Below are 18,097 nucleotides of genomic sequence, written 5' to 3'. Positions count from 1 at the left end.
AGGGTGACCCGGTCAGTCTGTCGCGGCGTGCGGAGGTTCGCGCAGCACGCGCACCCCGCCCGGTGCCACCGCGGTCAGCGGCCCGACGTCGTTCCCGGACAGCAGGTCGTGACCGGCGGCGGCGACCTTCTGCTCGTCGCCGGTGTGGTTGAGGAGGAAGAGGTAGGAGCGGTCCCCGGCCCGACGGCGCACGGCCTCGAGCCCCGGCGCGGCCTCGACGACGCGCGGCACCCCCGACTCGGCGACGAGCCGGTCCACGACCCGCCCGACGGCCTCGGCGTCGAGCGCCGCGGAGACGTACCAGGCGGCGCCCTCGCCGACCTGTCGACGCGTCACCGCCGGGCCGCCGGCGAGCGAGCTCGTGGAGTACCGGACCACAGCCTGGGCACCGTCGAGGTGGACACGCTCGGTCCAGTCCGTCGCCTCACCGCCGTCGTCCAGGCCGACGACGCGACCCTCGGCGAGGGGGTACAGCTCGTCGCTCCAGGCGCCGAGCACGTCGGCGAAAGCGCCGGGGAAGCCGCCCGTGCGGACCTGCCCGTCCGCGTCGCAGACGCCGGAGAGGTACGTGACCAGCAGGGTGCCGCCCCGCGCGGGGACGGCGGCGAGGCGGGCCGCGGTGTCGTCGCCCGTGACCAGCAGCGACGGCACGACGACGAGGTCGTATCCGTCGAGGTCCGCGCCGGGCGGCACCACGTCGCACACCACGTGACGGTCCCACAGCGCCCGGTGCCACGCGCGCAGCTCGCGCCCGTACGACAGCTCGCGGTGCGGCATCAGGCCGTGCTGGAGGGCCCATCCGGCCGGGTCGTCGACCACCATCGCGGCCCGGGCGGGCTCGACGGCGGTCCCGGCGACCTCGGCCAGGGCTCGCAGGTGGCCGCCCAGCTCCACGACCTCCCGCCACACCCGCGACCGGGTGCCGCTGTGCGGGAGCATCGCGGAGTGGAACTGCTCCGCGCCGGCCCGCGAGGCCCGCCACTGGAAGAACATCACGCCGTCGGACCCGCGCGCGACGTGCCCGAGCGAGTGGCGCGCGATCTCCCCCGGATCCTTGGCGCGGTTGCGCCGCTGCCAGCTGGGCCCGCCGGTCGAGCTCTCCATGAGCAGCCAGGGACGCCCCGAGGACATGCCGCGCATCCGGTCGGCCGCGAACGCCAGGTCGTGCTCGCGGTCGCCCATCGGGAGGTCGCCGACCAGCGTGTAGTGGTCGTTGGCGACGACGGCCGCGTGCGGCGCCCACGACGCGTAGTCCACGACCTGGGCTCCGGCCCCGACCATGAAGTTCGTCGTCACCGGGACGGCGGAGTGCCGCTCGAGGACGTCCTTCTCCGCCAGGTAGTGCGCGAGCAGCGCGTCGGAGGAGTACCGCTCGTAGTCGAGGTACAGCCCGGGGTTGGGGGCACCGTGCCGACCGCGCGGGGGCATGATCTCGTCCCACGCCCCGTACCGGTGCCCCCACTGGGCGGTGCCCCACGCCGCGTTCACCGCGTCGAGCGTGCCGTGCCGTTCACGCAGCCACCGCCGGAACCCGGCCGCGGAGTCGTCGCAGTAGCAGCGTGCGTTGCCGCCACCGAGCTCGTTCCCCACGTGCCACAGGCGCACGGCGGGATGGTTCCCGTAGCGGCGGGCGAGCGCCTCGACGTGGCGCAGCGCGTACCGGCGGTAGACGGCCGACTCCGGGCACCACGCGTTGCGCCCCCCGGCGGGCTCGCGGTACCCGTCGACGAGCACGGGCGCGATGTCGGGGTGCGCGGTGAGCAACCAGCTCGGCGGCGCCGCCGTGGGGGTGGCGAGGTCCACGGCGATGCCGTGGGCGTGCAGCAGCTCGATCGCGTCGTCGAGCCACGACCAGTCCCGCACGCCGTCGGCGGTCTCCACGGTCCCCCAGGCGAAGACGCCGAGGGTCACGAGGTTGACGCCCGCCTCGCGCATGAGGCGCACGTCCTCGTCCCACACGGCCCGCGGCCACTGCTCGGGGTTGTAGTCGCCGCCGTAGGACAGGCCCTGGGTCGGCCAGCGCGCCGGCGCGGAGGGCGCGGCGGGCGTCACGAGGCACTCCGCGCGGCCGCCCCGCCGCGCGCCTGGGCCGCAGGCACGCCGGCCTCCTGCCACTCGCCCGCGAAGTGGTCGAAGCACACGCTGTTGTCGATCGCGCCGCGGTCCGTCCCCGCCTGGGTGAGCGTCACCCGGTCGACCCGCTCGGGGTCCGGGGCCGCCATCGCGAGGAGCTTGGTGTAGTCGTGGTGCGGGTCGAGGATGACCGCGTCCGCCGGGCCGCGTTCCACCACCCGGCCGCGGTACAGCACGACGATCTCGTCGGAGAAGTGCCGGGCGGTCGCCAGGTCGTGCGTGATGTAGAGGACGGCGAGCCGGTCCTCGCGCTGCAGGCGTCCGAGCAGGTTGAGGACGCCGAGCCGGATCGACACGTCGAGCATCGACACGGGCTCGTCGGCGATGAGCACCTGGGCGCCCGGGGCGAGCGCGCGGGCGATGGCGACCCGCTGGCGCTGGCCGCCGGACAGCTCGTGCGGCCGCCGCGGCGCGATGTCCTCGGCCGGGGTGAGGTTCACCCGCTCGAGCATCTCGACCACGCGCTCGTGGGTCTCGGCCGCCGAGCGCGTGCGCTGATGGATGCGCAGCGGCCGGGCGACGTGATGCTCGATCGAGTGGAACGGGTTGAGTGACGCGAACGGGTCCTGGAAGACCATCTGCACCTGACGCCGGTACAGCGAGCCCTGCACCGGGGTGTCGTCGTCGAGGCGCACGTCGACCGTGCCCGACGTCGGCTTCTCCATCCGCGTGAGGATCTTCGCGATCGTCGACTTGCCGGAGCCCGATTCCCCCACGAGGGCGACGGTGCGCCCGGGGACCAGGTCGAGGCTCACGTGGTCGACGGCGCGCAGCCGTGACCGGCGCAGCCCCGTGCGGATCGAGTAGTCCTTGACCAGGTCGGACACGTGGACGCGGGTCATGCTCGGTCCTCCTGACCGTTCTGCACGCAGGTGCCGGGGCCGGCGAAGTCGTCGACGCCGCTGCGGATGAAGCCGCCCCGCTCGCCGGACAGGCTCGGGAACGAGCTCAGCAGCGTGCGGGTGTAGGGGTGGCGCGCTTCGCGGTACAGGCGCTGCGCGGTGTCGAGCTCGACGATCTCGCCCTTCAGCATGACGGCGATCCGGTCGCTGATCTCGAGCAGCAGGGGCAGGTCGTGGGTGATGAACACGACCGCGAAGTCGAGCTCGTCGCGCAGCCGCACGATCTCGCGCAGGATGTCGCGCTGGACAACGACGTCGAGCGCCGTCGTCGGCTCGTCCATGATCATGATCTGCGGCTCCAGCAGCATCGCCATCGCGATCATGACGCGCTGGCGCATGCCTCCGGAGAGCTCGTGCGCGTACGACCCGAGGCGCCGCGGGTCCACGCCGACGCGGGTGAGCACCTCCTCCGACCGGCGACGCACCTCGGCCCGCGACGTGCCGGGCCGGTGGGCCAGCAGCGTGTCCCGCAGCTGCGCCCGCACGGTGGTCACGGGGTTGAGGGCGTTCATCGCGCCCTGGAACACCATCGACAGCTTGTCCCAGCGGAACGCGCGCAGCGCGGAGTCCTCCAGGGCGAGCACGTCCACGTCCGAGCCGTCGCGGTCGTGGAACGTGATGCTCCCGGACGCGATGCGCGCCGGCGGCCGGTGCAGGCGGTTGACCGCGTAGGCGAGCGTCGTCTTGCCGCAGCCGGACTCGCCCGCGAGGCCGAGGATCTCCCCGCGGTGCAGCGTCAGGCTCGCGTCCTTCACCGCCGTGACCGGCTGCTCCACCTCGTAGACCACCGTGAGGTCCGAGACGGTGAGGACGGGTTCCGTCCGGCCGCCACGGGCGGCCGTCCCTTCGTCGTGCACCAGTGTCGTCGTCATCGCGCGGACACCTCCTTCGTGCCGTCCGCCTCGCGGACCGCGTCCGGCTCCTGCGTGCCCGACCGGCGGTGCGCACGGGCCAGCTCACGCTCGAGGCGGGCCGCCTTGCGGGCCCGCTTGCGGTGCTGGCGCAGGTTCTTGAGCTTGGGGTTGATGATCTCGTCGATCGAGAAGTTGATGAGCGACAGGCCCATGCCGAACAGGGCGATCATCAGGCCCGGCGGGACGAACCACCACCACGCTCCGAGCGAGAGGGCGAAGCCGTTCTGCGCGTAGAAGAGCATCGTGCCGAGCGTCGAGGAGTTCGACGCGCCGAGGCCGATGAACGACAACCCTGCCTCGCCGAGGATCGCCGCGATGACCGCGAAGACGAACTGCGACGCGATCACCGGCAGGAGGTTCGGCAGGATCTCGACGACGATGACGCGCCACGGCTTCTCCCCCGAGACCTTCGACGCCGCCACATAGTCGCGGTTGCGCACGGACAGGGTCTGGGCCCTCAGCACCCGGGCCGACGCGGCCCAGCTCGTCACCGCCAGCACGACGGCGATGGTCCACAGTCCGCGGCTCTCGCGCGGCACGAAGCCGGAGATGACGATCACGAGCGGCAACCCGGGGATCACCAGGAAGACGTTCGAGAGCAGCGAGAACGCCTCGTCGGCGAAGCCGCCGCGGTAGGCGCCGTAGATGCCGAAGAACGCGGACAGGGCGGTGGCCAGCACGCCGACCAGCAGGCCGATCTGCAGCGACCCGCGGGTCGCGTACGCCAGCTGGGCGAGCACGTCCTGGCCGGTCTGCGTGGTGCCGAGCAGGAAGTCTCCGGACGGCGGCGTGAGTCCGATGTCGCGGATCTGTCGGGGGTCGCCCACCAGGTAGGGGCCGAAGATGCCGAAGAGGGTGATGACACCCACCAGCACGAGGCCGATGGCGAGCCAGGGCGTCATCGTGGGCAACAGCATCCGCCAGCCGGAGCGCGGCGCGGCTCCGGCGCGTTCGCGTGCCACCTCCTCGGCTTCGACCTCGTCGACGAGGGACGGTTCGTTCGCGGGGCTCAGGTTCGTCATGTCGATGCCTCCTCTCAGGACCGGGCTCGCGTGCGCGGGTCGATCAGGCCGTACAGCAGGTCGACCACGAGGTTCGCGCCGAGCACGGCGAGCGTGATCACGAGGAACAGCCCCTGCATGAGCGCGTAGTCGTTGTTGGTCACGGCCCCCAGGAGGCGCCCGCCGATGCCGGGGTAGGAGAACACCTGCTCGGTGATCACCGAGCCCGAGACGACGAAGCCCAGCGAGATCGCGAACCCGGCGACCGACGGGAGCACCGCGTTGCGTGACGCGTACGAGCGCAGCACCTTGCGGGGCGACAGCCCCTTGGCCTCGGCCGTGAGCACGTAGTCCTCGGACAGCGTGGAGACCATCATGTTGCGCATCCCGAGCAGCCAGCCGCCCACGGAGGCGAGCACGATCGTCAGCGCCGGAAGGGCGCCGTAGTGGATGGCGGAGAGGATGAACTCCGCGTTCCAGCCGGGATCCAGGACGACGTCGTAGCCGCCCTGCAGCGGGAACCAGCCGAGTACGCGGGCCAGGAAGTACGCCAGGATCAGCGCCAGCCAGAAGTAGGGCACCGCGGCCAGGAGCGTGGTCGCCGGGATCAGCGAGTCCAGCCAGGTGCCGGGCTTCCACCCGACGAACGCTCCGAGCGTCACTCCCAGGACGGCGGCCATCACGGTGGCGATGCCCACCAGGACCACCGTCCAGGGCAGCGACTGCGCGATGACGTCTGTGACCTGCGCCGGGTAGTAGCTGACCGACACCCCCAGGTCACCGTGGACGAGGTTGTTCAGGTAGTCGACGTACTGGTTCCACAGCGGTTGGGAGTCGTCGCCCCCGAGGAGGAGCGCGTAGGCCTCCCGGGTCTCGGGCGTCACCGTGCCGCCGCGCTGCTGCAGCTTGGCGAGCAGGATGTCGACCGGGTTGCCCGGAAGGAGCCGGGGGATCGCGAAGTTCAGGGTCAGCGCGGCCCAGAGTGCCACGACGTAGAAGCCCATCTTGCGCAGGAAGTAGTTCACGGCAGGGTGCTTTCCTCGGGGACGACGTCTCGGGTCATGTCAGCCGGCAGGCTGGATCTTCTTGAAGATCTCGGCGGCGTCCATCGCCGACCAGACGGCCGGGAAGGCGTAGAGGTCGTCGTCGGACGGCCAGCCGCTGAACTTCGCCGTGTTCCACACGCTCGTCGTGCCGCCGGTGAGGATCGGCACGTAGGGCATGTCCTCGAAGACGTGCTGCTGGATCGTGTCGAAGTACGGCTGGCGCGCGGCGGCGTCGTCGAGGGGCAGCTTGGCCAGCTCGTCGAGCGCCTTGTCGACCTCGGGGTTGGAGTAGCGCGAGTAGTTGTTGCCCGCCGACTTGCCGACCTTCGCCCCCGAGCCGGAGTCGAAGAAGTAGTTGTAGAGGTAGAACGGGTCGGGCGCGGGCCCCTGCCACAGGGAGTCGATGGCCAGCTCGAACTTGCCCGAGCCCTTCTTCTCCGTCCACTCGTTCCACGAGGACTGCGCGGTCTGCAGGTCGATGCCGGCCGCCTTCGCCTGCGACGCCATCGTGTCGAGCGCGGTGATGTAGTCCGTCCACCCGGTCACGACCTCGACGGTCAGCGTGAGCTTCTCGCCGTCCTTGGCGTAGATGCCGTCCGCGCCCTTCGTCCAGCCGGCGTCCTCGAGGATCTGTGCGGCCTTGTCCGGCTCGGCGGTCATCGGAGCCGTCTTCTCGGACACGGCGTCCGAGACGAAGTCGTCCTGGCTGGGCGTCAGGGTGAAGACCGGCGAGATCTCGTTCGCGGTCTCCATGAACGCGAGCTTGTTGAGCTGGGTGCGGTCCATCGCGTAGTACAGAGCCTGGCGGACCGCCGGGTCCGTCTGCGGGCCCTCGCACCCCATCTCGGCGCTCGAGCACGTGGCGAGCACCATCTGGTTCTGCCACTGCGTGTACGCGTCGTAGTTCGGGAAGTTCTGGTGCGTGTTCTGGATGTCCGGGATCGGCCCGGTCTGCCAGTCGACGGTGCCGGCGGCGATCGCGTCGGCACCCGCCTGGTTGCCCGACAGCGCCAGGAAGCGGATGTTCTTCAGCCGGGGCTCGCCACCCCAGTAGTCGGGGTTCGCCTTGTACGTGAAGGCCTGTGGCTTGAAGTCGTCGAGCAGGTAGGCGCCGGTGCCCACGGGCTTCTCGATGACGTCCTCGACGGGGTTGATGTCCTTCCACAGGTGCTCGGGCACGATCGGCGTGTTCATCACGTCCGGCCCCTTGACGAACGCGGGCTGCTCGAAGGTGAACGTCACGTGCGTGTCGTCCACGGCCTTCGCCGTCCCGTCGAAGCCGCCGCTGTTGATCGACGGGTTGTCCTTGAGGAGGGTGAAGGTGAACTCCACGTCCTTCGCGGTGAACGGCTCGCCGTCGCTCCAGGTCACGCCCTCGCGGAGGGTGACCGACAGCTCGGTGCCGTCCTCGTTCCACGACTGCTCGGTGCCCAGCAGCGGCACCGGGTCGCGCACCTCGGCCTTGTTGTAGAAGAACAGGGGCTCGTAGATGGTCCCGAGCCCCCCGATCTTCGAGGGCGAGAACGGGTTGAAGTTGATCTGGTAGTCGCCGGCCTGACCGGTGTAGGCGACGAGCGTGCTGCTCGCGCCCCCGCCCGAGCCGTTCGAGCCGCCGTCCGAGCCGCCCCCGGAGCACGCCGCGAGGGCGAGACCGAGGGCCGCGACACCGGCGAGCACCGCGCCGCGCCGACGGATTCCTGTCCTGAGGAACATCTGCGGTCCTTTCTCGTGCCGGCACCAGAGCCGGCTCCAGCGGCGCCGTCGTCGGCGCTCGTGGGTATTCTTGCCATGCTTAACTTAAGCGGTCAAGTGCTGTAGGTCACTCACGGTGGAGGCGATGGATGTTGCTCGACGGCGTGGCGCAGGTCGTGTCCTCGCGCCGGCTGCTCGACCTGGTGCGGACCCGCGGGACGATCAGCCGGGTCGAGCTCGCCCGGCTCTCCGGGCTCACCTCCCCGACGGTCACGCACGTCGTGCGCGGGCTCCTGGACCTCGGGCTCGTGCACGAGTCGGGGGTCCAGCAGCGCGGCCGCGGCCAGCCCCGCCGACTGCTGAGCGTCACCGCCGACGCCGGGTACGCCGTGGGCATCCAGGTGGACCTGACCACCACGACGGCGGTCGTGGTCGACTTCGCCGGCGCGACGGTCGCGAGCGCCGGGCTGCGGGGCTCCGGACGGCGCTCGCCCGACCGGACCGTCGGGGCTCTGGTCGACCACGTGGGCGACCTGCTCGCCAGCGCCGGCATCCCTCGCGACCGGGTGCTCGGGGTCGGCCTCGTCACCCACGGCCCGCAGGACCGCGAACGGGGCATGCTCCTCACCGCCCAGCCCACACCCGCCTGGGAGAGGTACCCGCTCACGGCACGGCTGGCCGCCGGCCTAGGACTGCCCGTGCTGCTGGAGAACGACGCGACCGCGGCGGCCGTGGGCGAGCTGTGGACGCGGGACCTCGACACCGAGACCTTCGGGCTCGTGTACATGGCCTCGGGCATCGGCGGGGCGGTCGTCGTAGACGGCGTCGCCTACCGCGGCCGTGCCTCCAACGCCGTCGAGATCGGCCACGTCCCGCTCCCCGACGCACGCTCCCCCTGCGTCTGCGGCAACCGCGGGTGCACGCAGGCGGAGGCCGGCCCGGCGGCCGTGGTCGCCCAAGCCCTGGCCCACGAGGGCGCCGCCGAGCGCTGGGGCGTGCAGGGCGCCGTCGAGGACACGCTCGCGGACTTCGAACGTGTGGCCCGCGCCGCACGGGACCGCGACCCCGACGCCGCCGCCCTGCTGACCACGTCCGCTCGTCGCGTCGGCCAGGCGGCTACCGTGCTCGTCAACCTCTTCGACGTCGATACCGTGCTGCTCGCCGGCCCGGCGTTCGCGACGGCGGGGCCGCTGTACCGCCGGGTGGTCGACGCCGCACTGTCCGAGCACGCGCTCAGCCGCACCCTCAGCCCGCCCCGGGTCGCACTGTCCGGTCAGGTCGCCACCGTCGCCGCCGTCGGCGGCGCCCTGACCGTCCTGCGCGGTGCTCCCGACGCCGCCCCTCCCCTGGGAGGGGCGAGGGCGGGAGCCCGCCCACCCATCGACCGCACCCCCGACCAGCCCGCAACGATCGGAGCCCCGTGACCACCGAGAACGCCGTCCTGCACCGCGACGGGACCGCCCTCGTCCTCCACCTTCCCTCGCACGGCCTGCCGAGCGTCGTGCACTGGGGTGCGGACCTGGGTCCCCTCGACGGCGCCGCCGCCGACGCCCTGCTGCGCGCCACCAGCCGCCAGACCCCTCCCGGCACGCTCGACGCGGCCTGGCGCCTCCCGATCCTGCCGCAGGACTCGGACGGCTGGTCGGGTCGCCCCGGCCTCCTCGTCACGCGCGCCGGCGTCCCCGTCTACCCCCGGTGGGAGTCCGTCGTGGCCCGTCCGGACGAGGCGACCGCCGTCGTCACCGCCACGGACCCGGCCGGCGGTCTCGCACTGCGCACCCGCGTGGAGGTCGGTCCCGGTGGCCTGGTCGTGCTCGACCACGAGATCGTCAACGAGGGCACCGGCCGGCTGGAGGTCGCTTGGCTCGAGGCGACCCTGCCCGTGCCGAAGACCGCGGACCACCTCACCACGTTCGGCGGCCGGTGGACGCGCGAGAAGTCGCCGGTCACGACACCGATGCCGCGGGGAACCACGGTGCGCGAGTCGCGCCGGGGCCGCGGGGGCCACGACGCCCCGTGGGTGACGCTCGCCTCCGAGCGCGCCCCCCGTTCCGGGGAGGGCCGGGTCTGGGCCACCCACCTGGGGTGGAGCGCCGACGTGCGCCACCGTGTCGACCGGGTCACCGAGCACGTCTCGCTGCTCGGCGCGGGCGAGCTTCTCCGGCCCGGCGAGCTCGTCCTGGAGCCGGGCGAGACCTACCGCGCCCCGACGGCGTACTTCGCCTGGTCGGACAGCGGTCTCGACGGCGTCGCGGCCCGCTTCCACACGTGGCTCCGCGCGCGCCCGCAGCACCCGCGCTCTGCCCGGCCGCTGGTGCTCAACACGTGGGAGGCGGTGTACTTCGACCACGACCCGGAGCGACTCTTCGCGCTCGCCCGTCGGGCGGCGGAGGTCGGCGTCGAGCGGTTCGTCCTCGACGACGGCTGGTTCCCCGCGCGCCGCGACGACACCAAGGGCCTCGGCGACTGGGTGGTCGACCGCGACGTCTGGCCGGACGGCCTCGAGCCGCTCGCCGAACTGGTGCACGGCCTGGGGATGCAGTTCGGCCTGTGGTTCGAGCCGGAGATGATCAACCTCGACTCGGACCTCGCACGCCGTCACCCCGAGTGGATCCTGGCCAACCCGGCGTCCCTGCCATCCCCCGACGGCCTGTCGTTCCGCACCCAGTACCTGCTCGACCTGGCGAACCCCGACGCGTGGGAGCACGTGAGAGGACAGATCTCCGCCCTCGTCGCGGACCTCGGCATCGACTTCATCAAGTGGGACCACAACCGCGACCTGGTCGAACCCGTCCACGACGGCGCGCCCGGCACGCACGCCCAGACGCTCGCCACGTACCGGCTCCTGGACCGGCTCCGCGAGGACCACCCCGCGCTGGAGATCGAGTCGTGCTCCTCCGGCGGCGCGCGCACCGACCTCGGCATCCTCGCGCGTACTGACAGGGTCTGGGCCTCGGACTCCAACGACCCGGTGGAGCGGCAGGACATCCAGCGCTGGACCGAGCTGGTGCTGCCCCCCGAGCTGGTCGGCGCGCACGTCGGGCCGTCGCCGGCGCACTCGTCCGGCCGCGCCACCGACCTGTCGTACCGGATCGCCACGTCGCTGCAGGGCTCGGCGGGATTCGAGTGGGACATCCTCGGCTGCACGCCGGAGGAGACCGCGCGGGTCGCCGCGTTCGCGTCCCTCTACAAGGAGCTGCGCGGGCTGCTCCACTCGGGCACGGTGCGGCACCCCGACACGGCCGACCCCGCGCTCCGGGTCCGCACCGTGGTCGCGCAGGACCGGTCGGAGGCCGTCGTCACCGTCGCGACGGTCGCGTCACCGGAAGAGGCGCTCGCGGAACGTCTGCGGATCGACGGGCTCGATCCCGAGCGTCGCTACACGGTACGGCTGCGGGACGAGATCGGGGAGTCACGCTGGGGCTGGGTGACGCCGGGCTGGCTCGGCGACGGGCCCGTCACCCTCACCGGCCGAGTGCTGTCAGAGGTCGGGCTGCAGCTGCCGACGCTGTGGCCGGTCCAGGCGTTCGTCCTGCATCTCACTCCGGCCTAGCGGGCGGGCCGGTGCTCCCCCGCACCGTGAGCGTCGGGGTCGAGTCGCGATACGCCCGCGCCTCGGCCCCGGCCATCCGCTCGAACAGCCGCCGGGCCACGTGCGCCCCGTAGCTCGTCACGTCGTGGCTCAGCGCGGTGAGCTGGGGGTAGGCCGCACGGCACAGGGGCGAGTCGTCCCAGGCCACCAGCGAGACGTCCTCGGGCACGCGGGCCCCCAGCTCGTGCGCGACGCCGAGGCCGGCGAACGCCATGACGTCGTTGTCGTAGATCACGGCGGTCACGGGGTCGTCGATGTCCAGCAGGGACCGGGTCGCGGCCGCGCCAGAGTCCGGCGTGAAGTCCGCCCGCGCGACTCGGGCGGCGACGCCCTCGCGGGCCGCCTCGTCGTCGAACGCCAGGTCGCGGATGGTCGTGTGCCCGAAGCCCTCCGTGCCGGACACACGCCCGATCCTGCGGTGCCCCAGCCCGGCGAGATAGCGCACGCACTCGCGGAGCGCCGTGGCGTCGTCGGTGTAGACCGCGGGCAGGTTCCCCGCGAACTCGGGATCTCCCACGACGACCGCGGGCAGGGCGTCGCGCTCCGACAACGCCGCGATCCGGGGGTCGTCGCTCCGAGGATCGACCACGATCACGCCGTCCACGCGGCGGGCGGCGTGCCAGCGCCGGTGCGCCTGGGTCTCGGCGTCCATGTCGGGCACCACCTGGAGCAGCAGTCCGTACGAGCGCTCCGCGAGCACCTGCTCGATCCCGGCGATGAACTGCATGTAGAACGACTCGAAGCCCAGGGTCTCCGGGGCGCGGGCGAGCACCAGGCCGATCGTCTCCACCCGCGCGCCGGACAGCGCCCGGGCGGCCTGGCTCGGCACCCACCCGAGCTCCGCCGCGACCCCGAGGATGCGAGCCCTGGTCTCGTCGGAGACACCCGGACGGTCGTTGAGGGCGTAGGACACCGCGCCCGTGGACACACCGGCGCGCCGCGCGATGTCCGCGATCGTGATCCGAGCCATCCGCTCCCCTTCCCGAGCAGGCTTCCCGAGCAGGATCGTATGCCTCGTCGGACCTCCGTCCGTGCGCGAGCGCGGGCCGCGCGTCGGAACGCGCCCGACATGCGTCCGTGGAATCGTGGGCCGCATGACGCCGTCGCCACCGCCCGTCGACCCCGAGGTGCTGACCGCCCTGGCCCAGGGCACGCTGCACGACCCGCACGCCGTGCTCGGGCCGCACCTGCTGGACGGCGAGCCCCCGCACGACGGTTCCTGGGCGGTGGTCCGCGTGCTGCGGCCGCTGGCGGACGAGGTGACGGTCGTGACCGGCGACCCCGAGAATCCGGCCGAGCACCCCGCCGCGCACGCGGCGGCGGGCGTGTGGGAGGCGGTGGTCCCGGCGGGCGTCGACGACGACGGCTCCCGGCACGCGCCGGACTACCGGGTCCGGACCCGGTACGACGACGACGTCCAGACCGTCGACGACCCGTACCGCTTCTTGCCCACGCTGGGCGAGGTGGACCTGCACCTGATCTCCGAGGGCCGGCACGAGGAGCTGTGGCGGGCGCTCGGCGCCAACCCCCGCAGCTTCCCGAGCGCGCTGGGCGACGTCGAGGGCACGGCGTTCGCCGTCTGGGCGCCGAACGCGCGCGGCGTGCGTCTCGTGGGCGACCACAACCGCTGGACCACGGTGCACCCGATGCGGTCGCTCGGCGCCAGCGGCGTCTGGGAGCTGTTCGTGCCCGGCGTGGGCGCGGGCTCCCGGTACAAGTTCGAGGTGCTGGGCGCCGACCGCGTGTGGCGGGCCAAGGCCGACCCGCTCGCCAAGGGCACCGAGGTGCCGCCCGCGACGGCGTCCGTCGTCGTCGACTCGGGCTACGACTGGGCCGACGGCGAGTGGATGGCACGCCGCGCGGCGTCGGACCCGCACGCCGGCCCGGTGAGCGTCTACGAGGTGCACCTCGGGTCGTGGCGGCCAGGGCTGGGCTACCGCGAGCTGGCGGAGGAGCTCACCGCGTACGTCGTCGAGCAGGGCTTCACCCACGTCGAGCTGCTGCCGGTGGCGGAGCACCCGTTCGGCGGGTCGTGGGGCTACCAGGTGACCGGCTACTACGCGCCGACGGCGCGGTTCGGGCACCCCGACGACTTCCGGTACCTGGTCGACCGGCTGCACCAGGCCGGCGTCGGCGTCATCCTCGACTGGGTGCCGGGCCACTTCCCCCGCGACGAGTTCGCGCTCGCGCGGTTCGACGGCGGCCCGCAGTACGAGCACCCCGACCCCCGCCGCGGGGAGCAGCCCGACTGGGGCACGCTCGTCTTCGACTTCGGCCGCCGCGAGGTGCGCAACTTCCTCGTCGCCAACGCGACCTACTGGTTCGAGGAGTTCCACGCCGACGGCCTGCGCGTCGACGCCGTCGCGTCGATGCTCTACCTCGACTACTCGCGCAAGCCCGGCGAGTGGGAGCCCAACGTGCGCGGCGGGCGGGAGAACCTCGAGGCCATCGCCTTCCTGCAGGAGGCGAACGCCACGGCCTACCGCCGCTCCCCCGGCGTCATGATGATCGCCGAGGAGTCCACGGCCTTCCCCGGCGTCACCCGGCCCACCGACGCGGGCGGGCTCGGCTTCGGGCTGAAGTGGAACATGGGCTGGATGAACGACGGACTGCGGTACGTGGCCCACGACCCGATGTACCGGCGGTACCACCACCACGAGCTGACGTTCTCGCTCGTCTACGCGTTCTCGGAGCAGTACGTGCTGCCGATCAGCCACGACGAGGTGGTGCACGGCAAGGGCTCGCTGCTGCGCAAGATGCCGGGCGACCGCTGGAAGCAGCTCGCCGGCGTGCGCGCCTTCCTCGCCTACCAGTGGGCCCACCCGGGCAAGCAGCTGCTCTTCATGGGCCAGGAGTTCGCGCAGGACGCCGAGTGGGACGAGGGCTCCGGCCTCGACTGGTGGCAGCTCGAGACGCCTGGGCATGCGGGCGTGCAGCGCCTGGTGCGCGACCTCAACGCCCTCTACCGGGCCACGCCCGCCCTGTGGGAGCGCGACTTCGACGCCGCCGGCTTCGAGTGGCTCGACGCCGACGACGCCGACCACGACACGCTCTCGTGGGTGCGCCGGTCCGCCGACGGCGACCCCGTCGTCGTGGTCGTGAACTTCGCGGGCGTGCCGCACGAGGGCTACCGCCTCGCGCTGCCCGACGGCGGCGCCTGGGACGAGGTCCTCAACACCGACGCCGAGGTCTACGGCGGCTCCGGCGTCGGCAACCTAGGTCGCGTGCACGCGCAGGACGTCCCCTGGAAGGGGCGGCGGCACTCCGTCGCGCTGCGGGTGCCGCCGCTCGGCGCCCTCGTCCTTCGGCCGGCCGGCTGACCCGGGTCAGTACAGGCTGATCGCCAGACGCTGGCGGGCCTTGACCACGCGCGGGTCGGTGGGGCCGACGATCTCGAAGTACTCGACCAGCCGCACGCGCAGCTTCTCCTTGGCGTCCGCGTCGGCGCCGGGCAGCAGCTCGAGCAGGCGGGCGAAGGCGTCCTCCACCTTGCCGCCGAGCATGTCCATGTCGGCCACGCCGAGCTGCGCGTCGATGTCGGCGGGGGCGTCGGCCGCCGCCGTCCGGGCCGCCTGCAGGTCGGCGCCGCGGGTGCGCTGCAGCAGGCGCACCTGCGCCAGCCCGGCCACCGCGAGGGCGTCCTTCGGGTCCTGCTTGATGGCCTTCTCGTACGCGGCGACGGCGGTGTCGAGGTCGTCGCGCTCGATCGCGTCGTACGCCTCCTGGTGCAGCGGCGGCAGCGGCTCCTCGACCGGCTCCGCGGCCTCGTCCTCGGCGGGCGCCTCACCCTCGGCGCCCTGGGCGGGGGCCCGGCCCGTGACGCCGTTCTGCTCGGCCGCGGCCAGCACCTGGTCGAGCACGCCGCGCACCTGCTCCTCGGGCGCCGCGCCCTGGAACAGCGGCAGCGGCTGGCCCTGCAGCACCGCGACGACCGTCGGCACCCCCTGGACCTGGAAGGCCGCCGCCACCTGCGGGTACGCCTGCGCGTCGAGGCGGCCGAGCAGGAACCGGCCGGCGTACTCCTGGGCGAGCCGCCCCAGCAGCTCACCGAGGTCGGCGTTGGCCTTGTCGGTGGGGATCCACAGCAGCATGACCACCGGGTACGTGGTCGAGTCCTGCACCACCTGCTGGAAGTTCGCGTCCGTGACGTCCAGCACGTAGCCGCCCGCCGACGGCGCGCCGCCGGGCTCCCCCGGGGGCGGCGACTGCGGGCGGTTCAGCGCCGACAGGTCGACGGCGCCACGCGTGCTGAAGGTCGGGTCGGGCGTGGGGTTGGTCATGGGCGACATCCTACGAGCGGCGCCGACGGGTGGTGCGTCAGTTGGAGGCGGCCGTCGCGACGTGCGAGTAGCCGAGCGGGCGGATCTTGCCGTCGGCGTCCTTCGCCGGGACGTACAGCGCGACCATGTCGGTGTACCGCGTCGTGAGCGTGTTCGTCTGGTCGGCGTCCCCGAGCAGGGCCTTCTGCGTCTCGGACAGGGCGGGCACCTTGGCCCCCTCCTCCGCCTTCACGGTCGTCTTGCCGTCGAGGACGCCCATGACGAGCGCGCCGCCGTCGGCCGTGCGGACCGCGCGGACCTCGTCCTTGCGCGCCTTGTACTTCTGCGTGTACTCGGTCCCGGAGTCCTCGAAGCCGGGGACCTCCTTCCACGCCGCCGCGTCGGCCGCGACCGCGGCGACCAGGTCGCCGTCGGGCAGCTCGAACCCCTTGGCGAACGACGACTTCTTGGCACCGAGGGTGACCAGGTCGGCGTACTGGGCCAGCGCGTCCGCGGGCGTCGCCGCGAGGGTGTCGTCGTCGGAGGCCACGGCCTCGGAACCGATCCCGGCGTCCGCGAACGCCGGCATCTTCTGCCCCGGGATGAGCTGCGTCCAGGCCCACATCTTGTAGTCCGAGCGCGCGGACGCCTGCTCGAACGCGACCAGGCGCGGCGTCTCGAGGTCCTCCGTGCTGGTCGTGATGGAGAAGCTCGTGCGCGGCCAGCCCTCGGTGGTGGGGATGATCATCTGCTGGGACTCGCTCGGGATGTCCGTGACGAACTCCGCGTTGTCGCGCTTCTTCGCCACCGCGAGCTGGCTCTTGCGGACCTCGTACGCCGGGCCGGTCACGCGGGGCTTCAACGCGGAGCTCTTGAGCTCCTTGTCGGCCTTCGCGACCGTGTCGGCGACCGCGGTGAACACCTGGGTGTCCTGCTCCTTGGTCAGCACGGGCCCGGTGAACGCCTCCCCGGCCTGGGGCTGGGGCAGCTCGTCGGCGCAGCCGGCGAGCAGCGTCGACGAGACGACGAGGGCGCTCGCCACGGCAAGTCCGCGGGTGGTACGGCGGTTCATCGGTTCTCCCCGTCGTTCTCGGTCGTCGGGTCGGCGGCCTGCCCCGTGCGGGAGGCGTCGCCGAAGCCCCAGGTGGCGCGCCAGGCGGCGGCGCGGCCGGAGGGCGTGGACGTGTCGGGTCGGGCGGCGGCCTGCTCGGACGCCTGCTCGGTCTGCGCCGGGCGCACCGCGGGGATCGAGCCCGTGATGGCGCGCAGCATGCGGGTCATCCCGCCCTGCTCCGCGGCCCGGCGGGCCTCCTCCTGAGCGCGCAGCTCCCGCCGCGTCATGCGCAGGGCACCGGTCGCCGTGGGCGGCTCGGCCGGCACGGGCTCGTGGACGGCGGGCTCGGCCGGCACCGGCTGGTGCGCGGTCGGCTCGGCCGGCACCGCCGGCGCGGGGACGGGGAGGCCGCCGAACGGCGCGGGCTCGGGCGTCGTGCCGGTGGCGGCCGGGGCCGCCGCGGGCGACGCCTCGGACGGCGCGTCGACGGGCTCCTCACGCTGGCGGCGCCGCGACCGGCGCAGCAGGCGGCCGGCCAGGGGCACCTCGGCGGTGCCGGCGGCCTCGTCCCGGGCGGCGCCGTCGTCCGGTGTCTCGCCCTCACCGGAGGGCTCCTCCGTGCTGTCCGGGGTCTCCTGCGCCGCGTCGGTCGTCGGGCTCGGCGGCCAGGCGGCCGGCTCGTCGTCCGCGCCCGGCCGCACCGGGGCGAAGGGGGCCCCCAGGCCTCCGGCCGACGGTCCGTCGTCGTGCAGATCCGTGCCGTCGCCGTCGCGCGACTCCTGCTCCGCGAGGTCGGCCCGGCGCGCGCGGGCGCGACGGCCCCCGAGCACCAGCAGCAGGGCCCCGCCGAGCACCAGCACGGCACCCACGCCGACACCGGGCCACAGCCACGGCGTGGTGACGGCGCGCGGCCAGCTGAGCTCCAGCGTCGGGGCGGTCGCGTCGTCGCCGACACCGGCGGCGAGGAGCGTCCAACGGCCCGGGCGGTCGCTCCAGCGCAGCGTGACGCTGTTCTCGTCGGTGGCCTCGGCCACCCACATGTCCGACCCGGCCGGGTCGGCGCCCGTCTCCGGCTTCTCCTCGGCATCGGGGTCGGCGGGCTCGCCCTCCGCGACGGAGAGGTTCTCCCAGTCGCTCAGGCCCGTCACGCGCGAGTACGGGTCGTTGCCGACCCACCCCGCGACGTCGACGTCGCGACCGACGGCGAGGGTGACCTTCTGCCCCTCGGGGACGGACGCGCTGACGGTGACGTCGCCACCGACGAGCCCGAGGACACCGGGGTCGGTGACGACGAGCGTGCCGTCACCGGTCGGCTTGGCCGTGGCGACCACCGTGTCGGTGTCACGCCAGACCGTGGCCGAGGCGACACCGAGCGCGGCGGCGACCAGTCCGACCAGGACCAGGACACCGCCCAGAATGCGTTGCAGCACCGAGCTTTCCCTTCGACGTGGACAGTCCAGCATAGGGACGGCGCGGGGGGCTCCGTCCACGTGGCCGCCCCGGC

13 protein-coding genes are annotated in these 18,097 nt (G+C 73.2%); 3 read left to right on the top strand and 10 right to left on the bottom strand.

Annotation, left to right across the window (positions count from 1 at the left end; translation table 11 throughout):
* Positions 1-12: 12 nt before the first annotated feature.
* From ACQP60_RS17480 to ACQP60_RS17455, 6 genes are read right to left on the bottom strand one after another with little or no spacing between them, the layout of a single operon-like run.
* Complete coding sequence (locus ACQP60_RS17480; protein WP_429735201.1) at positions 13-2,052, bottom strand: beta-galactosidase; 2,040 nt, start codon at positions 2,050-2,052, stop codon at positions 13-15.
* The gene (locus ACQP60_RS17475; protein WP_429735199.1) at positions 2,049-2,975 is read right to left on the bottom strand and encodes an ABC transporter ATP-binding protein; all 927 of its coding nucleotides are present in this window, start codon (positions 2,973-2,975) and stop codon (positions 2,049-2,051) included. The genes ACQP60_RS17480 and ACQP60_RS17475 overlap by 4 nt, the downstream gene beginning before the upstream one ends.
* Positions 2,972-3,907 carry an ABC transporter ATP-binding protein gene (locus tag ACQP60_RS17470; protein ID WP_429735197.1) on the bottom strand — a complete coding sequence of 312 codons (936 nt, stop codon included), beginning with the start codon at positions 3,905-3,907 and terminating at the stop codon, positions 2,972-2,974. The genes ACQP60_RS17475 and ACQP60_RS17470 overlap by 4 nt, the downstream gene beginning before the upstream one ends.
* The gene (locus tag ACQP60_RS17465) at positions 3,904-4,971 is read right to left on the bottom strand and encodes an ABC transporter permease (protein WP_429735195.1); all 1,068 of its coding nucleotides are present in this window, start codon (positions 4,969-4,971) and stop codon (positions 3,904-3,906) included. Before ACQP60_RS17465 ends, ACQP60_RS17470 begins: the two co-directional genes overlap by 4 nt.
* A 14-nt stretch (positions 4,972-4,985) precedes the next feature.
* Positions 4,986-5,975, bottom strand: coding sequence for an ABC transporter permease (locus ACQP60_RS17460; protein WP_429735193.1), 990 nt, complete (start codon positions 5,973-5,975; stop codon positions 4,986-4,988).
* Between the two features lie 39 nt (positions 5,976-6,014).
* On the bottom strand, positions 6,015-7,709 hold the full coding sequence (locus tag ACQP60_RS17455) for an ABC transporter substrate-binding protein (protein WP_429735191.1): 1,695 nt from the start codon (positions 7,707-7,709) through the stop codon (positions 6,015-6,017).
* 128 nt (positions 7,710-7,837) lie between these two features.
* Between ACQP60_RS17455 and ACQP60_RS17450 the strand changes: the two genes are divergently transcribed.
* Positions 7,838-9,112: an ROK family protein gene (locus ACQP60_RS17450; protein WP_429735189.1), complete on the top strand. Its 1,275-nt coding sequence runs from the start codon at positions 7,838-7,840 to the stop codon at positions 9,110-9,112.
* Entirely contained in the window at positions 9,109-11,241 is a 2,133-nt protein-coding gene (locus ACQP60_RS17445) for an alpha-galactosidase (RefSeq protein WP_429735186.1), read from the top strand. Before ACQP60_RS17450 ends, ACQP60_RS17445 begins: the two co-directional genes overlap by 4 nt.
* On the opposite strand, the gene ACQP60_RS17440 is transcribed toward ACQP60_RS17445, so the two are convergent.
* The gene (locus ACQP60_RS17440; protein WP_429735184.1) at positions 11,228-12,250 is read right to left on the bottom strand and encodes a LacI family DNA-binding transcriptional regulator; all 1,023 of its coding nucleotides are present in this window, start codon (positions 12,248-12,250) and stop codon (positions 11,228-11,230) included. The two genes, ACQP60_RS17445 and ACQP60_RS17440, sit on opposite strands and share 14 nt — an antisense overlap.
* 124 nt (positions 12,251-12,374) lie before the next feature.
* Between ACQP60_RS17440 and glgB the strand changes: the two genes are divergently transcribed.
* On the top strand, positions 12,375-14,600 hold the full coding sequence (gene glgB, locus ACQP60_RS17435) for a 1,4-alpha-glucan branching protein GlgB (RefSeq protein ID WP_429735182.1): 2,226 nt from the start codon (positions 12,375-12,377) through the stop codon (positions 14,598-14,600).
* 6 nt (positions 14,601-14,606) lie between these two features.
* On the opposite strand, the gene ACQP60_RS17430 is transcribed toward glgB, so the two are convergent.
* Genes ACQP60_RS17430 through ACQP60_RS17420 form a run of 3 tightly spaced genes read right to left on the bottom strand, consistent with a single transcriptional unit; the run spans position 14,607 to position 18,023 of the window.
* Positions 14,607-15,560 (bottom strand): tetratricopeptide repeat protein, encoded by a 954-nt coding sequence (locus ACQP60_RS17430; protein WP_429735180.1) that lies wholly within the window; start codon positions 15,558-15,560, stop codon positions 14,607-14,609.
* Between the two features lie 37 nt (positions 15,561-15,597).
* Positions 15,598-16,611 carry a DUF8094 domain-containing protein gene (locus ACQP60_RS17425; RefSeq protein ID WP_429735178.1) on the bottom strand — a complete coding sequence of 338 codons (1,014 nt, stop codon included), beginning with the start codon at positions 16,609-16,611 and terminating at the stop codon, positions 15,598-15,600.
* Positions 16,608-18,023: a hypothetical protein gene (locus tag ACQP60_RS17420; RefSeq protein WP_429735176.1), complete on the bottom strand. Its 1,416-nt coding sequence runs from the start codon at positions 18,021-18,023 to the stop codon at positions 16,608-16,610. The genes ACQP60_RS17425 and ACQP60_RS17420 overlap by 4 nt, the downstream gene beginning before the upstream one ends.
* Positions 18,024-18,097 lie beyond the last annotated feature (74 nt).

Source organism: Isoptericola variabilis (genome assembly GCF_050311655.1).
Classification (GTDB): domain Bacteria; phylum Actinomycetota; class Actinomycetes; order Actinomycetales; family Cellulomonadaceae; genus Isoptericola; species Isoptericola variabilis.
The sequence above is the reverse complement of the archived record's forward strand: the minus strand, read 5'-3'. Positions and strand labels throughout refer to the sequence as shown.